This window comes from Plantibacter elymi (nom. nud.), assembly GCF_900177795.1.
Lineage (GTDB): Bacteria > Actinomycetota > Actinomycetes > Actinomycetales > Microbacteriaceae > Plantibacter > Plantibacter elymi.
Genome location: NZ_FXWJ01000003.1, coordinates 284,845 through 301,772 on the forward strand (window position 1 = coordinate 284,845; position 16,928 = coordinate 301,772).

15 protein-coding genes are annotated in these 16,928 nt (G+C 70.3%); 8 read left to right on the forward strand and 7 right to left on the reverse strand.

Annotated elements, in window-relative coordinates:
• The first annotated feature begins 58 nt into the window (after positions 1–58).
• Positions 59–355, forward strand: a complete 297-nt coding sequence (locus tag CCK91_RS10805; protein ID WP_086474009.1) for a helix-turn-helix domain-containing protein — start codon at positions 59–61, stop codon at positions 353–355.
• A 33-nt stretch (positions 356–388) separates the two neighbouring features.
• Here CCK91_RS10805 and CCK91_RS10810 read toward each other — a convergent pair whose 3' ends face one another.
• The gene (locus CCK91_RS10810) at positions 389–979 is read right to left on the reverse strand and encodes a hypothetical protein (protein WP_086474010.1); all 591 of its coding nucleotides are present in this window, start codon (positions 977–979) and stop codon (positions 389–391) included.
• Between the two features lie 147 nt (positions 980–1,126).
• Between CCK91_RS10810 and CCK91_RS10815 the strand changes: the two genes are divergently transcribed.
• Positions 1,127–1,627 carry an Rv3235 family protein gene (locus tag CCK91_RS10815; protein WP_207568215.1) on the forward strand — a complete coding sequence of 167 codons (501 nt, stop codon included), beginning with the start codon at positions 1,127–1,129 and terminating at the stop codon, positions 1,625–1,627.
• Positions 1,628–1,721: 94 nt separating this feature from the next.
• Here the strand turns inward: CCK91_RS10815 and secA are convergent, their stop codons facing one another.
• Positions 1,722–4,550 carry a preprotein translocase subunit SecA gene (gene secA / locus CCK91_RS10820; protein WP_086474011.1) on the reverse strand — a complete coding sequence of 943 codons (2,829 nt, stop codon included), beginning with the start codon at positions 4,548–4,550 and terminating at the stop codon, positions 1,722–1,724.
• A gap of 227 nt (positions 4,551–4,777) precedes the next feature.
• Here secA and CCK91_RS10825 point away from each other — a divergent pair, with 227 nt between their 5' ends.
• Positions 4,778–5,398 (forward strand): PadR family transcriptional regulator, encoded by a 621-nt coding sequence (locus CCK91_RS10825; RefSeq protein ID WP_086474012.1) that lies wholly within the window; start codon positions 4,778–4,780, stop codon positions 5,396–5,398.
• On the opposite strand, the gene hpf is transcribed toward CCK91_RS10825, so the two are convergent.
• From hpf to mtrA, 5 genes are all read right to left on the reverse strand, one after another.
• Complete coding sequence (gene hpf, locus CCK91_RS10830) at positions 5,373–6,017, reverse strand: ribosome hibernation-promoting factor, HPF/YfiA family (RefSeq protein ID WP_086474013.1); 645 nt, start codon at positions 6,015–6,017, stop codon at positions 5,373–5,375. The genes CCK91_RS10825 and hpf overlap by 26 nt on opposite strands.
• A 141-nt stretch (positions 6,018–6,158) precedes the next feature.
• Positions 6,159–6,860 (reverse strand): ComF family protein, encoded by a 702-nt coding sequence (locus CCK91_RS10835; RefSeq protein ID WP_165767020.1) that lies wholly within the window; start codon positions 6,858–6,860, stop codon positions 6,159–6,161.
• A gap of 94 nt (positions 6,861–6,954) precedes the next feature.
• Positions 6,955–8,688: an LpqB family beta-propeller domain-containing protein gene (locus tag CCK91_RS10840; protein ID WP_165767021.1), complete on the reverse strand. Its 1,734-nt coding sequence runs from the start codon at positions 8,686–8,688 to the stop codon at positions 6,955–6,957.
• A complete protein-coding gene (mtrB, locus tag CCK91_RS10845) occupies positions 8,681–10,372 on the reverse strand; it encodes an MtrAB system histidine kinase MtrB (RefSeq protein ID WP_086474016.1) in 1,692 nt (563 codons plus the stop codon). The genes CCK91_RS10840 and mtrB overlap by 8 nt, the downstream gene beginning before the upstream one ends.
• A gap of 6 nt (positions 10,373–10,378) precedes the next feature.
• Positions 10,379–11,062, reverse strand: a complete 684-nt coding sequence (gene mtrA, locus CCK91_RS10850) for an MtrAB system response regulator MtrA (RefSeq protein WP_086474017.1) — start codon at positions 11,060–11,062, stop codon at positions 10,379–10,381.
• Positions 11,063–11,225: 163 nt separating this feature from the next.
• Here mtrA and CCK91_RS19815 point away from each other — a divergent pair, with 163 nt between their 5' ends.
• From CCK91_RS19815 to CCK91_RS10875, 5 genes are read left to right on the forward strand one after another with little or no spacing between them, the layout of a single operon-like run.
• Entirely contained in the window at positions 11,226–12,728 is a 1,503-nt protein-coding gene (locus CCK91_RS19815) for a hypothetical protein (protein WP_086474018.1), read from the forward strand.
• Positions 12,725–13,393: a DUF4129 domain-containing protein gene (locus tag CCK91_RS10860; RefSeq protein WP_086474019.1), complete on the forward strand. Its 669-nt coding sequence runs from the start codon at positions 12,725–12,727 to the stop codon at positions 13,391–13,393. Before CCK91_RS19815 ends, CCK91_RS10860 begins: the two co-directional genes overlap by 4 nt.
• Positions 13,390–14,607 (forward strand): DUF4350 domain-containing protein, encoded by a 1,218-nt coding sequence (locus CCK91_RS10865; protein ID WP_207568216.1) that lies wholly within the window; start codon positions 13,390–13,392, stop codon positions 14,605–14,607. Before CCK91_RS10860 ends, CCK91_RS10865 begins: the two co-directional genes overlap by 4 nt.
• Positions 14,604–15,593, forward strand: coding sequence for an AAA family ATPase (locus CCK91_RS10870; protein WP_086474020.1), 990 nt, complete (start codon positions 14,604–14,606; stop codon positions 15,591–15,593). The genes CCK91_RS10865 and CCK91_RS10870 overlap by 4 nt, the downstream gene beginning before the upstream one ends.
• Positions 15,594–16,901, forward strand: coding sequence for a DUF58 domain-containing protein (locus CCK91_RS10875; protein WP_086474021.1), 1,308 nt, complete (start codon positions 15,594–15,596; stop codon positions 16,899–16,901). It begins immediately after the preceding gene.
• Positions 16,902–16,928: the final 27 nt, after the last annotated feature.

Genomic DNA, 16,928 nt, shown 5'->3' on the forward strand with positions numbered 1-16,928 from the left:
CGCGCCGAAGTTATCCACAGCCCGGCGGACGCCGCCCGCGCGAGAGGATAATCGAGGAATGGAATCGCAGCGCGATGCGGCCCCGCTCGGTCGCTTCCTCACCGTCGCCGACACGGCCGAGGTCTTGAACGTCTCGGCCCAGCACGTGGCCGAGCTCATCTCGAGCGGCGAGCTGCCCGCCATCCGGATCGGACGCAGCGGACCGTGGCGCATCGAGATCCCGGCACTCGAAGCCTTCATCAGCGGACAGTACGAGGAAGCACGTCGTGCAGGTCTCTGGCACCAGGCTCAGCTCACCGAACTCGCCGAGTTCTCCGGCGCACCGATGCTCCGGCCCGTGCCACCCCTCGACTGAGCCCCGGTTCCGGCAGGCGGCCGACGCGACGCCTCAGTCGGCACGCTCGACGACGACGACCTCCGAGAGCACGATGACGCGGATCTGCTCGACGCTCCGGCTCCGGCGCGGCGACCCTGGCTCATGGACGGCCAGATCCAGATGGTCGCGGCCCACCCGGTCGATCGTGCCCGCCCAGCTCGCCGTCCGGGTCCGCACGACCACTGCAGCACGGCGTCGGCACAGATCACGGAGCAGGAACGAGACGGTCAGCCGGTCGAGCAGTCGCGGTTCACGGACCGCGACGTCGTCGAGGCTCCAATCGATCTGGGTCTGCGTCATGGCGATCGCCGCGATCGCATCGAGCGGGACGACCACCTCCCGGCCGCCCGGGGTGCCGGAGTCGGCCTGCAACCAGTCCTTCCCGATGCTCCGGACCCGCAGCCGCCAGGTCGTCCCGTCGACGAGTTCGACGACGAGCGGTCCTGGTGCGCCGGCGTCTCCACAGAGGGCGACCAGCCGCTCGCGGAGCGCGAGGCGCCCACGCCGAAGCCGCTCGGCCTCGATCCGGACGGCGTCGTCGTCGACGGCGAGCTCGTCGTCGAGCTGACCGGCGAGATCGTCGAACAGGCTGTCCCAACGCATACGCCGACGGTAGTGCGCCGTGGTCGGTCGCGTCGTGCGTTCTCCACAGACCCCTGGTACCGGACACCGAAGAACTGCCATGATGAGTGTGACATTTCAGATTCTGGTCGCCCGACTCGTTGCGGCCGTCAACCCCACGGAGGCCCTATGAGCACCGCTGCCCGGCATGATGACGACGAGCCCGAAGCACGCACGGCTCGCCTCCGGCCGGCGCCTCCGCTCCCCGAGCGACGCACGCCGGAGGCGCGGGCGGCCGCGCGCACCGGCACCGACGACTACTTCGCGCCGCAGCCGGCACCCCGAGACGAACTCCCCGATCCGCGACCACTGCTCGAGAACCTCACTCGCAGCGTGATCGAGGTGATCGCGGGAGCCCGGGACCTCACGCAGCTCGCGCGGTGGATCACCGCCGACGTGCACACCGTCCTGCTGAAGCGCGTGATCCTCGCCGAACGGGCACGGCGCGTCCGCGGCGTCCCCGGCACCGTCCCGGTCGTCTCGATCGGCACCGTGACCGTCTCAGAGCTACGCGACGGCGTCGTCGAGTCCGTGGTCATCGTCCACGGACGAGCACGGTCCCGTGCCGTGGCCATCCGACTGGAAGGTTTGGACGGCCGCTGGCGGGCGACCTCGGTGAGCGTGCTCTGACCGCCGCTGCAACCTCCGCAGCACCCGGCAGACGGGAGCCCTCCGGACCGATGTCGCCATGGTCCGGAGGGCTCCCGTTCGTGCCGGCGTGGGCCTACTTCTTCTTGCCCTGCTTGCGACGGTCCGAACGGTTGCTCGGAGCAGCCGCGGGCGCCTCGGACTGCTGACCGAACGCCCCACGCGACGCCTTCGCGGCCGGGGCGGCCTTCGTCGCGGGAGCCGCATCGCCGGCGGGACGGTTCGTCTGCTGGAGACGCTGTGCCCGTTCGGTGGCCGCCTTCTCGATCTGCCCGCGCTGGTTGCGGACCTCGACCCCACCCTGCTCGCTCGGAGCGGAGTAGCTGAGCTTCTCGGTGTCGGGGGTCTCCTGCGTCAGGCCCTTGGCCGTGATCGCCGGCGCGGCGGTGCCCGCATCGACCTCGCCGGCGACTTCGACCTCGAGGTTGAAGAGGAAGCCGACGCTCTCCTCGCGGATCTGCCCCATCATCTGCTGGAACATCGCGTAGCCCTCACGCTGGTACTCGACCAGCGGATCGCGCTGCGCCATGGCCCGGAGACCGATGCCGTCCTTCAGGTAGTCCATCTCGTACAGGTGGTCGCGCCAGCGGCGGTCGATCACCTGGAGGACGACGCGGCGCTCGAGCTCGCGCATGGCCGGGGCACCGAGCGACTCCTCGCGGTTGCTGTAGGCGAGCTTGGCGTCGGAGAGGATCTCGCGGCGCATGAAGTCGCGGTTGATCCGCCCCTTCGTTCCCGCCTCCTGGACGACCTCGTCGATCGTCAGGCCGACGGGGTAGAGCGTCTTCAGTTCGGCCCAGAGTGCGTCGAAGTCCCAGTCGTCGCCGTTGCCCTCGCCGGTGTGCTCGTCGAGGACGTCGTCGACGACGCTCTCCAGGAACTGCTGTGCGCGATCGTGGAGGTCGTCGCCCTCGAGGATGTGGCGGCGGTCGGAGTAGATCGCCTCGCGCTGCCGGTTGAGGACGTCGTCGTACTTGAGCACGTTCTTGCGGATCTCGGCGTTCCGCGCCTCGACCTGCGACTGCGCACTGCGGATCGCGCGGCTGACGATCTTCGACTCGATCGCGAGGTCGTCCGGCACGTTCTGGCGCCCCATGAGGCTCTCCGCGGCTCCCGCGTTGAAGAGGCGCATGAGGTCGTCGGTGAGGGACAGGTAGAACCGGCTCTCACCAGGGTCGCCCTGACGACCGGAGCGACCGCGCAGCTGGTTGTCGATGCGGCGCGACTCGTGGCGCTCGGTGCCGAGGACGTAGAGCCCGCCGGCGTCGATGACCTTGTCGGCCTCCTCCTTGACCGCGGCCTTCACCTCGGTGAAGACGTCGTCCCACGCGGCCTCGTACTCCTCGGGGGTCTCGATCGGGCTGAGGCCCTTGGCGTTCATCTCCGCGACGGCGAGGAACTCGGCGTTGCCGCCGAGCATGATGTCGGTTCCACGACCGGCCATGTTGGTGGCGACGGTGACCGAGCCGAGTCGCCCGGCCTGGGCGATGATCGCGGCCTCACGCGCGTGGTTCTTCGCGTTGAGGACCTCGTGCTTGACGCCCTTCTTCGCGAGGAGCCTCGACAGGTACTCGCTCTTCTCGACGCTCGTCGTTCCCACGAGGACCGGCTGGCCCTGCTCGTGGCGCTCGACGATGTCCTCGACGACCTGTGCGAACTTCGCCTCCTCGTTTTTGTACACGAGGTCCGACTGGTCGATGCGCTGCATCGGGCGGTTGGTCGGGATCGGGACGACGCCGAGCTTGTACGTCGACATGAACTCCGCCGCCTCGGTCTCGGCCGTACCGGTCATGCCGGACAGCTTCTCGTAGAGACGGAAGTAGTTCTGGAGCGTCACGGTCGCGAGGGTCTGGTTCTCGGCCTGGACGGCGACGCCCTCCTTGGCCTCGATCGCCTGGTGGATGCCCTCGTTGTAGCGACGTCCGACCAGGATGCGGCCGGTGTGCTCGTCGACGATGAGCACCTCGCCGTTCATCACGACGTAGTCCTTGTCCTTCTTGAAGAGCGCGCGGGCCTTGATCGCGTTGTTCAGGAAGGAGATGAGCGGGGTGTTGGCGGACTCGTAGAGGTTGTCGATGCCGAGGTAGTCCTCGACCTTCTCGATGCCGGGCTCGAGCACGCCGACGGTGCGCTTCTTCTCGTCGACCTCGAAGTCCTCACCGGGCTCGAGTCGCACCGCGAGCCGGGCGAACTCCTGGAACCAGCGGTTCGCCTCGCCGGAGGCCTTCCCGGAGATGATGAGCGGGGTCCGGGCCTCGTCGATGAGGATGGAGTCGACCTCGTCGACGACGGCGAAGAAGTGACCGCGCTGGACCATGTCCTTGGCCTGCCACGCCATGTTGTCGCGGAGGTAGTCGAAGCCGAACTGGTTGTTCGTGCCGTAGGTGATGTCGGCCGCATACTGCTCGCGGCGCTGCTCCGGCGTCTGCCCCTCGACGATCACGCCGGTCGTCATGCCGAGCGCGCGGAAGACGCGCCCCATGATCTCCGACTGGTAGGACGCGAGGTAGTCGTTCACCGTGACGATGTGCACGCCCTTGCCTGCGATGGCGTTGAGGTAGGCCGGGAGGGTCGCGACGAGCGTCTTGCCCTCACCCGTCTTCATCTCGGCGATGTTGCCGAGGTGGAGCGCGGCGCCACCCATGATCTGGACGTCGAAGTGGCGCATACCGATCGTGCGGCGCGCAGCTTCGCGCACCGCGGCGAAGGCCTCCGGGAGGAGGTCGTCGAGGGTCTCGCCGTTCTCGAAGCGCTCGCGCAGCTCGACGGTCTCGCTCTTCAGCTCCTCGTCGCTCAACTCCGTGAAGTCGTCCTCGAGGGCATTGACCGCCTTCGTGAGGCTGGTCAGCTTCCGGAGGATGCGACCTTCGCCGACGCGAAGGATCTTCTCAAGTGGTGAGGCCACGAATTGCTCTCCATTACGTGTTCCTGATCTCCGCCCTGGTCGACTGACCGGGACGGACGGGGTGCACCAGAACGGGGCAGTCCTCTGAACATGTTAGCGGGGAGTCCCTTGAGTGGACGCTGTGTATCGAGGGGCGGACGGATGTCGACGGAGTGCCGCCGCAGCACGGGACGGACGGCTCACTAGGCTGGCGACACCCTACGGCGTAGGTATTTCATGGAGGTTCGATGTCGGTCAAGCACGGTCTGCTCGCGATCCTCGCGCTCGGCGACGACTACGGGTACCGTCTGCGCGGTGAGTTCGACCGACGGACGACGCCCGACACGCCGCTCAACGTCGGCCAGGCCTATGCCACCCTCGATCGTCTCGAGCGGGACGGGCTCGTCGAGCGCGCCGCCGTGGATGCACAGGGACATGTCTTCTATCGCATCACCGCCGGCGGGCGCGACGTCCTCGAACGCTGGTGGACGACACCCGTCACGGCGAGCGCTTCGCGAGACGAACTCCCGGACAAGGTCGCCCTCGCGGCGTCGCTCGACGGCGTCGACGTGTTCGGGGTCATCGCCGTCCAACGTGCCTGGGCGCTCGATCTCGTGCAGCAGCTCGACGAGAAGCTGTCGGCGCTCCCCCGGACGCCGCAGGGTGACATCGCGTGGATCGGGCTCGAAGCCAGACGGCGACGCTCCCTGGCCGAGCTCGACTGGCTCGAGGTGACCTCGGCACGCCTGCGCGTGCACGACGCCGTCTTCGAGGTCGGCACCGACATGCCACGACGCGGCCGCCCGGCGAACCGGGCGACCGCGTCGGTCGGTGTGCAGGACGCTAGTTCGAGCCGTCCTCGAGGCTGATCACGCCGTAGTCCCAGCCCTTGCGGCGGTACACGACGCTCGCCCGCTCCGACGAGGCGTCGATGAACAGGAAGAAGTCGTGGCCGACGAGTTCCATGCGGTCGACGGCGTCCTCGACGCTCATCCACTCCGCGGGGAACTCCTTCGTGCGGATGACGACGGGCGAGTACGCCTCCTGCTCCTCGTCCTCGTGGGTCAGCGTCGCGACGCTCCCGGTCGCGACCTGCTCGAGCAGCTCCGGCGCGGCAGGAGTGATGTCGACGCCACTGAACCCCTCGCTGCTGGCGGCGTGCAGGGAGGTGCGGTGCTTGCCACGGTGCTCCTTCTTGCGGTCCTTCGACCGGCGGACGCGCTCGAGCATCCGCGCGATCGCGAGATCGAAGGCCACGTACTTGTCGGAGCCGGTCGACTCCGCACGAACCAACGGTCCGGGGCCGACGAGCGTCATCTCGACGCGGTCCTCGCCCTTGCGTCCGTTGGCGTCGTGATGGCGGGACACCTTGATGTCGAGCGATTGCGCCTGCTCGACCAGATGGGCGACCTTCTCCGCCTTCTCGGTCGCGTACTCGCGGAACCGATCGGTGATGCCGAGTCCAAGTCCGACGATGTTGATATCCACGTTCGACCTCCTCATCCGGCTGACCACCCGGTCCCGGGCGGTCCTTTCACGCCGTTCTGCCACCGTAGTGCCCGAGCCTGCGGAAGTCATCAGCGGTGTTCAGGGAACGTTCATCTTCCGGGTACGGGGCCCACCGTCCGTTCACGGTCCGACCCTGGCGAGGGCCACGACACCGACCACGAGACCACCGCCGTCGTGCATCGCCCGGACGGCTTCCCCCACGGTGGCTCCCGTCGTGACGACGTCCTCCACGAGGAGGAAGCGGCGCCCGTCGAGCCGCCGTGGCGCGACGAGGGCACCGGCGAGGTTCTCCAGACGCTCCGCCCGACCGAAGTCCCGCTGGTCGGCGGGCTCCCGCGCCCATCGCAGCGGGCGCGAGGGTCTGGCGCCGAGCCGGCGCGCGAGCTGCTCCACCGGATGGAAGCCCCGATCGCGGGCGGCGCGTCGTCGGGCCGGGATCGTCGCGATCTCCGGTGAAGCGCCTCCCATTTCGCGGCTCGCCTCGAGGACGGCGAGCCGGAACGCCGGTCCGAGTGCGGCTGCCAGCGGACGGACGAGGCCTGTCCGGGCGTCCTCCTTGTAGGCGAGGAGGACGGCGCCGACGAACTCGTCGTAGCGACGGGCGGCGAGACCGGGGGTGCCGTCCGCACCGCTCCACCGCACGAGGTGGGCATCGTCATCGGAGGCCGCCGGCCGGATCAGACGCCCGCGACAGTCGTCGCACAGCCCGCGGTCCGGCGCGCCGCATCCGGCGCACGTGACCGGGACGAGCAGGGCCCAGGCGTCCAGGCAGGCCTCGCTGGCATTCGCGAGGGGCGTGCTTCGGCTGGACGAGGATCGCATCATCCGATGGTCGTGCCCACGCAGTGCGTCCGGTGACGCATCGCGCAGGCCTGGGACGGCTTCACGGTCCGGACGCACTGTGGAGCGCGCTCAGTCAGTCGGGCGCACCCAGCTGGGTCGCGATGAATCGGACGTCACCACCCGCCTCCTGCCAGCTCGACCCGCGGGGCAGCAGCAGCCGGCCGTCGCTCGTGAGGGCCCGCAGCTGCGTCGGTCCGTTGCCCCCGACCAGGTTCGTCACGTCCGCCAGTTTCGGCACGGGTGCGGAGCGGCCGCCGATCTGCTGCGTGACGATGGTCGTCCCGTCACCGCCGCCCAGCAGGACGGCGACGGTGATGTCGTCGACCCAGGTGACGGTCGTCGCCGCCGTGGACATCACGCGGAGCTCGACGGGATCGCCGAGTCGCAACGGCGCGTTCCGATCGCCGCGGATGATGGCGGCGGCCACGAGCCGCGACTGCGTCCCGTCCCGGAGCAGCGCGACGAGGCGTGTACCCTCCCGGGAGACCTGGATCGAATCGATCGTGGAGGCCCCGGTCCAACTCGTCGCGACCTGCACGGTGCCACCCGCGGCGTCGTGCGCGAGCAGTGCGGACGGCGCCGCAGCCGGGACGGTCCAGGTGAAGCCGAACGGGTCCATCGTCGGTGGAAGGAGCCCCTGGCGGTTGTCGACGAGTCGGACGTCGCCGTCCGCCTGGATCACCGTGACACCGGCGGTGGAACGGACCGCCGCCTGGTCGTGGTCGGCCGACAACACGGCCGCGTCGGCCCCGGCCGCCACGACCGCCGCCGAGATCCCCGGCACGGCCTCGATGCGGTTCCCCGAGGCGAAGCCGAACTCGTCCCCGCGCTGGACGAGCGCCCGGGGGTCGACCCGCGGTGCGGCGAGCGAGAGCGGCGAGACCGTCTGCGTGGAGTTGCCCACGACGGTGATCGCGACGTTCGAGACGGCGGCGACCCCGCCGACGCTGCCCGACAGCTGCACCAGGCTGCTGCTCAGCTGGAGCTGCATCCGCTGGAGGGTGACCGCGTCCGCTTGCAGGGCCGGTTTGGTCAGGTCCACGCGCGCGGTCCCTGCCTCGACCGGAACGGCGTCGCTCGTGAGCGAGGTCCCCTCCGGGAACGCCGTCGCCACCGCGCCCTTCAACCATTCCGCCGGTCCGTCGAGCAGTGCCCCCACGATCCTCGTCGCGGTCGACGCCCGCGAGGGGAACCAGCGCTGGTCGGGGACGAGTCGGGTGAAACTCGGGTCGAAGTAGCTGAGGGAGTAGGCCGCGAAGACGTCGGCGAACGTCGAGGACTCGAGGACGATGCCCGGCGGAGCGGCCGCGATCCGCCACTCCCCCCGCACCTGCTCGAAGGAGTAGGTCCAGCTCAGCGGCGACGAGTTCCCCGATTCGCGGTACTCCCCGCGGTCGTCGACCGCCGCGACGGGACTGACGGTGAGTTGCACCGTGTCGGCGACCGGGGCGAACGTGCGGCCGCCCTGGTCGATGGTCACCCCGGCATCGGGATCCCACTCGGACCGGAGCGCCGGTGCGAGGAACTCCCGCGCGATCTCGTAGTTGTTCTGCGGGCTCGCGGCGGCGTCGATGAAGCCCCGGAGGATCTGCTCCGGCGTCGCCCCCTCGGCGGGACCTGGCGCGATGAAGTTGACGTCGACGTCGCCGCCGTCCCCCTCGACCGCGCCGCCGTCCTGCACCGAACCGCCCCGCGGGATGCCGACACAGGCGCACAGCACCGCCACGAGGAGCATCGGGAGTGCCGCAGCAGCGATCCGACGTGCTGCGGACCGTCGTCTCGGCGATCGTGCGGTGACGTCAACCACGAGCACCCTCCTTGTCGTCGTCGGCCGATCGCACGGTCGGGAGTGAGCGGGTCGTCGGCGCGGTGAGCTCGTCCACGATGGTCTCGATCGCATCGTCGGGCGGCAGGCTGATGGGCGAGCGGACGATGTCCGTCCCGGGTTCGCGCGGGATGGTGAGCCGGAAGGACGAGCCGGCGGCGGGCTCAGACCAGACCTCCAGCCACCCCTCGTGCAGGACCGCGTCCTCGAGGGAGATCGCGAGTCCGAGCCCGGTGCCGCCGATGGTGCGCTTGCGCGACGGGTCCGCGCGCCAGAAGCGGTCGAACACGCGCTCGGTGGCCTCACGCGTCATGCCCTGGCCGTAGTCGCGCACCGCGATCGCGACCGAGGACTCGTTGCTGTCCACCGACACCACGATCGGTTTGCCCTCCCCGTGCTCGATGGCGTTGCCGACGAGGTTGCGCACGATCCGCCGGATGCGCCGCGGGTCCATCGGGACCGCCGAGTAGCCACCCGGTGCGACGATCCGGAGGTCCGAACCGGTCGGCTCCGCGAGCGGTCGGAGCTCCTCCACGACCTCTTCCGCGAGATGGACGAGACTCGTCGGTTCCAGTTCGAGTTCGATGCTGCCGGCGTCGTACCGGCTGATCTCCAGGAGGTCGGCCAGCAGGATCTCGAACCGCCCGACCTGGTCGTGCAGGAGCTCGGCCGTCCGCTCGGTGGCCGGCGGGAAGGAGTCACGCTGGTCGTAGAGCACGTCACCGGCCAGGCGGATGGTCGTCAGGGGCGTGCGCAACTCGTGCGAGACGTCCGAGACGAAGCGCTGCTGCACGAGCGAGAGCTCCGCGAGTTCCTTGATCTGCTTCTGCATGCTGGCGGCCATCCCGTTGAAGGAGCGGGCCAGGATGGCGAGCTCGTCCTCGCCCTTCTCGGGCATCCGCACGTCCAGGTCGCCGCCGGCGAGACGTTGACTCGTCTCGGCGGCGAACCGGATCGGAGTCGCGACGAAGCGGACGATGAACCACGCGGCACCACCGACGAGGATCATGAGGCCGACGCCCGCGACGAACAGGGTCCGCTGCACGAAGCCGAGCGTCTGCTCCGACTCGCTCAGGTCGTAGCCGAGGTAGATCTCGTACGACCCCGCGGTCGGCATCGAGACCATGGAACCGACGACGATGCCGGCGGTGGTCGAGCCGTCGGCGGCGGTCAGGGTCACCGACTGCCACTGGAGGGAGTCCGGGTCGGCCCGCACCGCCTCACTGAGCGCGTCCGAGATGACACCACCTCCCAGCCCCGGCGATTCGAAGCCCGGAGGTGTGACCTGGCTGGGGTCCTGTCCGGGAGCCCGGTAGGCGGCGATGAGGCTACTGCCGGAGGTCGTCTGGAGATCGGTCCGCACCGTCCCCATGAGCTGTTGGAGGGCGACGCGCTCGCTGGCGTCCGAGGCGTCGAGGATGCTCTGCGCAGACGCGATGGCGCGACCGGAGCCTCCGAGCGCCTGCTGCAGTCGGGATTGGAAGAGGTCGTTGCCGATGCTGAACGAGAGGTAGGCGCCGGTCAGGAGGATGGCGAGTCCCGAGAGGCCGACCGTGATGGCGACCGTCCGGAACTGCAGCGAGCGCCGCCACTGCGAGCGCACCTGCTGCGGCCATCTCCGCCACAGCCGCCAGTCGGCCGCCCAGCCGGCGAGTCGGGAGGCCATCTCGGATCAGCCGGTGACCGCGCCGGCGCGGTACCCGACGCCACGCACCGTCATGACGATCCTCGGGTTGTCGGGGTCTTCCTCGACCTTGGCGCGAAGCCGCTGCACGTGCACGTTCACGAGTCGGGTGTCGGCCTTGTAGTGGTATCCCCAGACCTGTTCGAGCAGCATCTCGCGGGTGAAGACCTGCTGCGGTTTGCTCGCCAGTGCGAGGAGGAGGTCGAACTCCAGCGGCGTGAGCCCGATGACCCCGTCGGCGCGACGGACCTCGTGGCCCGCGACGTCCACGGTGAGGTCGCCGATGCGGAGGGTCTCTGCGAGGTCGGCGGCCGGTGCGCGCAGCCGCGTGCGGATCCGGGCGACGAGCTCCTTCGGGTTGAACGGCTTCACCATGTAGTCGTCGGCTCCGGACTCGAGCCCCTTCACCACGTCCGCGGTGTCGGACTTCGCGGTCAGCATGATGACCGGGACGCCGGACTCCTGGCGGATCAGGCGGCAGACCTCGATCCCGTCGATCCCCGGAAGCATGAGGTCGAGGAGGACGAGGTCGGGCTTGGTGTCGCGGAACGCCTGGAGCGCGCCGCCGCCGTCCGCGCAGAACGACGGCTCGAAGCCCTCGGTGCGCAGCACGATGCCGATCATCTCGGCGAGTGCGGTGTCGTCGTCGACGACGAGAATGCGTGCGTTCATAGCTCCGTCTCGGGTGTGACCGGCCGGCCGCGCTGCCTGACCGGTGTCCTTACGTCTCGCCTCAGCGTAGTCGAAGTGTCCAGGAGAACCGCCGAACCGCCGGTCCCGGGCAGGCTCGGTGTGACAACATGGAGGGGTTCGAGACGGCGAGGGGGTGTTGCTGATGGACACGGAACAGCGAGCCGGGGGCGAGATGGGCGATCAGGATCCGAACCCGTGGGCGACGCCGCAGGGGCCACAGCAGCCGGTGGCGCCGGAACCGGCGACACCGCAGCCGCTGCCGCCGCAGCAGGGGTACCCACAGCAACCCGGGTATCCGCCGCTGCCGCCACAGGGATCCCCACAGCAACCCGGGTATCCGCAGCAGCAGGGATACCCGCAGCAGCCCGGGTACCCGCAGCAGCAGGGATACCCGCAGCAGCCCGGGTATCCGGCGCAGGCGACGTACCCACAGCAGGGATACGGCCAGCAGCCGTATCCGCAACAGGTCCCGCCCCAGTACACCCAGCCGTACCCCCATGCTCAGCAAGCCGGGTACGGTACTCCTCCCTCGGCTCCGACCGCCGCCTACGACGCGAACCCGTACGCGACCGGCGCGTCCTGGGCCCCGGGTCCCCAGCAGGGATGGGCACCACCGCCGAAGCCGGGGCTCATCCCGCTCCGGCCGCTGTCCTTCAGCGACCTGTTCGGCGCCCCATTCCTCGTGCTGCGACGCAACCCGAAGGCGACGTTCGGGAGCGCCCTGCTCCTGCAGGGTCTCACCGCCGTCCTCTCCCTCGTCATCGTCGGCCTCGTCACCTGGCTCTCCCTCAGCCGGCTGTCACAGGCGGCTCCTGGCGAGGAGGACGCCATCAGCGCCGGGGCGGTCACGGCCATCATCCTGTCCTTCCTCATCCCGGTGGCGGTCTCGATCGCCGGCAGCGCGATCCTGCAGGGCATCATCGCGCAAGAGGTCGCTCGCGGCACCCTCGGCGAGAAGCTGCCGCTCGGCGTCCTCTGGCGGCGCACGAAGGCGCGGTTCCTGCCGCTCATCGGCTACACCTTCCTCCTGATCGGTGTCGTGACGGTGTTCATCGCCGTCGCGGTGGGCCTCGGATTCGTGCTGACCGGTCTCGGCGGGACCGCGGGCGTGGCCCTGACGGTGGTCATGGGCATCGGCGCGCTGCTCGTCCTGATCGCCGCTTCCGTGTGGCTCGGGACGAAGTTCTCCCTCACACCGAGCATCATCGTCCTCGAGAACGGCAAGGTCTTCCCCTCGCTCGCTCGCTCCTGGCGCCTGACCGACGGCTATTTCTGGCGGACCTTCGGTGTCCAGTTCCTCGTCTCCTCGGTCGTCAGTGTCGCGTCGCAGGTCGTCGCGACGCCGATCAGCCTGCTCGCGAGTCTCGTCCCCGTGCTGTTCGTCGGGGTGGACTCGGAGGCGACCATGATCGTCGCCACCATCGCCGCGCAGGGCCTGTCATTGCTCGTCTCCGTCATCATCGGCGCGATCACGGTCGTCGTCATCAGTGCAACGTCGGCGGTCATCTATGTGGACCTGCGGATGCGCAAGGAGGGGCTCGACCTCGACCTCGCGCGGTTCGTCGAGGCGCGCGCGGGCGGGCATGAGACGGTCGACAACCCCTTCGACGCCGCCGCCGCTGCCGGAGGCAAAGCGACCCGATGAGCCCGCTGTTCCTCGCGTCGCGCCTCGACGTCCCGCTCGTCCCGGATGCACCGGGCGCCCGGGATCTCCTGCAGCGCGAGCTGTCGAAGCCCGAGTACCAGACAGCACAACCGTCGCTGTGGGACATCGTGTCGAAGGCGTTCTGGGACTGGGTGAACTCCCTCCGGGTGCCGGGTGAGGGCCCCTTCACCGGCCTGTTCCCGATCATCGCGATGACCGTGGTCGTCGTCGGGATCGTCATCGCGTTCATCGTGTGGGGCGTCCCCCGCCTCAACCGGCGGAGTGCCCGTCAGCTCGACCTCTTCGGCGAACGCGACGATCGGACCGCCGAGCGGTTGCGCCAGGACGCGCGGACCGCCGCCGCGGCCGGCGACTGGACCCTCGCGCTCCAGGAGCTGTACCGGGCGATCGCTCGCGGACTGTCCGAGCGGACGATCGTCGTGGTCACCCCCGGCACGACGGCGCACGGCTTCGCCGCCCGGGCAGCGGCCGCGTTCCCGCAGGACGGGCGCGCGCTCGCGGAGGCCGCGGACGTCTTCGACGCCGTCCGCTACCTCGAGGCGACGGGCACCGAGGCGCAGTACCGCGAGCTCGAAGCGCTCGACGCCCGGCTCTCCGCCGCCGCGCCGCGGCTCCTCGCCGACCCCGAGGAGCTGGTCCGGTGACGCTCGCGACGAAGCCCACGATGCAGCGGGAGCCCGAGCCCGACGTCGCCACACCACGGCTGCGGACCCGGCTGCGACGGAACCGGTTCTGGATCATCGCGGCGGTCTTCGCGGTCGGGATCGCCCTCGTGCTCATGTTCGCGACGCGAGGCGCGTCGATCGACGCGGCGCTGCTCAGCCCGGGCAACCAGACCCCGAACGGTGGTCGCGCGCTCGCGCAGGTGCTCCGCCAGGAGGGCGTCACCGTGACGGAGACCACCACGCTCGACGCAACGCTCGAGGCGGTCGAGGACACCGACAGCACCGTCCTCCTGTTCGATCCCAGCGGACTGCTCGACGCCTCGCAGCTCGAGCGGTTGGGCGACGCCGACGCCCGACTCGTCGTCGTCACGCCCCGGGCCGCAGCACTCCGCACCCTGTTCCCCGGCGTCTCGTTCGCGGGCAGCTCGGACTCCGCCGACGTCCTGTCGTCCGACTGCGGCGATCCCACCGCCGAGCGGGCGGGGACGGTCACCGGTGGCTGGACGCTGTACACGACCACCGACGCCGACGCCGAGGGCTGTTTCACCGCCGACAGCGGAGGGAGCGCGGTCGTGACGAAGGCGGACGGCGCACGGGTGCTGCTCGGCTCGGCCGACGCCCTGACGAACGACGTCGTCGACCGGGCGGGGAACGCCGCCCTGGCGCTCGGCCTGCTCGGCTCCACCGAGCAGTTGGTCTGGTACCTGCCGAGCCTCGCCGACGTGCCCGTCACCGGTCCCCCGAGCCTCGACGAGCTGACGCCGAGCTGGGTCGCCGGAGTCACCGGCACCGTGGTCGTCACGGCGATCCTGGCCATGTTCTGGCGCGGGCGCCGATTCGGCCCGCTCGTCATCGAGGACCTGCCCGTCGCGGTCCGCGCGAGCGAGACGATGGAGGGGCGCGCACGCCTCTACCAGCGGTCCGGCAACCGTCAGCGGGCGCTCGACGCGCTGCGGATCGGCACCGTGTCCCGCCTCGCGGTCGCCGCAGGCCTCTCCCGCCATGCCTCGGTCGTCGAGGTCGCCGGCACGGTCGCCGGACTCACCGGACTCGACCCTCGGCACGTGCGATCCGTCCTGCTCGACGCCGTACCGTCGAGCGACGCCGACCTCGTCTCCCTGTCCGATCACCTGCTCGATCTCGAAGCCGCCGTCGCGCGCGCCACGGACCTCACCGGAAGGAACCATCCATGACCGACGCCCCCGTGCCAGGATCCACCACACCGAACCCCGACGACCTCCGGCGAGCACTCGCCCAGGTCCGCGTCGAGGTCGGCAAGGCCGTCGTGGGTCAGGACGCCGCCGTCACCGGGCTCGTCATCGCGCTCCTCGCCAAGGGCCACGCGCTCCTCGAGGGTGTGCCCGGCGTCGCGAAGACGCTCCTCGTCCGCTCGCTCAGCCACGCGCTCAGTCTGGACACGAAGCGCGTGCAGTTCACGCCCGACCTCATGCCCGGCGACGTCACGGGCTCGCTCGTCTACGACGCCAAGACCGGCGAGTTCGAGTTCCGCGAGGGCCCGGTGTTCACGAACATCCTGCTGGCCGACGAGATCAACCGCACACCCCCCAAGACCCAGTCCGCCCTGCTGGAGGCGATGGAGGAGCGCCAGGTCAGCGTCGACGGCCGTTCGCTCCCGCTCCCGGACCCGTTCATCGTGGCCGCCACGCAGAACCCGATCGAGTACGAGGGCACCTACACGCTCCCCGAGGCGCAGCTCGACCGCTTCCTGCTGAAGCTCGTCCTCGACGTGCCCGAACGCGACGTCGAGGTGGAGGTGCTCCGACGGCATTCCGCCGGGTTCAGCCCGCGCGACCTCACGGCTGCGGGTGTCAGGCCGGTCATGGGCGCAGCCGATCTGCGGGCGGCGCAGCTCGAGGTCGGACGCGTGGGCGCCAGCGCCGACGTCCTCGCCTACATCGTCGACCTCGCGCGCGCCACGCGGCGCAGTCCGTCCGTCCGACTCGGCGTCAGCCCCCGAGGGACGACCGCCCTCCTCGCGTCGGCGAAGGCCTGGGCCTGGCTGAGCGGTTACCAGTCGATCACCCCCGACCACGTGCAGACGATGGTCCTGCCGGTGTGGCGCCACCGCATGCAGCTGCGGCCCGAGGCCGAGCTCGAGGGTGTCTCGGTCGACGCGATCCTGCGCTCGATCATGCAGCAGGTGCAGGTGCCCATCTAGATGGCGGTCACCGGGAGGTTCGTCGCGCTCGTCGCGTTCGGCGTCGTGCCGATCGTGGTGCTCGGCGTGCTCACGGGCGACGCCGCTCCGGCGTTCATCGCCTGGCTCGTCCTCGCCGCCGCGCTCGGAGCGCTCGACCTCGTGGTCGCGGGTTCGCCGAGGGACGTCGTCCTGCAGCGGCAGCTGCCGTCCCGAGTCAGGCTCGGTGACTCGGCGACGAGCACCCTCTTCCTCACCAACCGCGGACGCCGCCGTGTCCGGGCGCTGGTGCGCGATGCCTGGCAGCCGTCCGCCGGTGCGCCCGCCGAGCGGCTCCGCGTCGACCTCCCACCGGGCGAGCGACGGAGCGTCAGCCTGGTGCTCACCCCGTTCCGCCGCGGCGAGCGGCGGGTGTCCCAGGTCACGGTGCGGTCCTTCGGTCCGCTCGGTCTCCTGGCACGACAGGCGACGCTGAACAGCGCCGGGCACCTCCGGGTCCTGCCGGCGTTCGCCTCGCGGAAGCACCTCCCGAGTCGGATCGCACGCCTCCGTGAACTCGACGGCGCGACGAGCGTCATGGTCCGCGGTCAGGGCACCGAGTTCGACTCCCTGCGCGAATACGTGCGGGGCGACGACGTCCGGTCGATCGACTGGCGTGCCACGGCACGACGGGGTGACGTCATGATCCGCACCTGGCGGCCCGAGCGCGACCGCCGGGTCGTCATCGTCACCGACACCGGCCGCACCTCCGCCGCCCGCATCGCCGACGAGCCGCGCATCGACACCGCGTTCGAAGCCGCGCTCCTCCTGGCCGCGCTCGCCACGCGAGCCGGGGACCGCATCGACTATCTCGCCTACGACCGCCGGGTGCGTGGTCGCGTCCAGGGGGCGACCGGCGCCGAACTGCTGTCCAGGATGGTCGACGCGATGGCGCTCGTCGACCCGGAACTCATCGAGACCGACTGGGACGCCGTCCCCGGCCAGGTCAGGCAGATCACGAACCAGCGCGCCCTCGTCGTCCTGCAGACCTCGATCGACGCCCCCGGGGCCGCGCGCGGGCTCCTCGCCGTCCTCCCCCAGCTCACGCAGCGCCACACGGTGGTCGTGACGAGCGTCGTCGACCCGGCGACCCTCGAGGCCACGCGCGACCGCGGCGACCGCGAGACCGTCTACCGCGCCGCTGCGGCCGAACGCGCCCTGCTGGACATCGAACGCGTGTCGGCGGCGATCAGACAGCTCGGGGCCGACGTCGTCACCGGCTCACCCGAGACCCTGCCCCCGGCGCTCGCCGACGCCTACATCGCGCTCAAGGCCTCCGGTCGGCTCTAGCCCGATCCGTCGCCGATCGATCGGCTT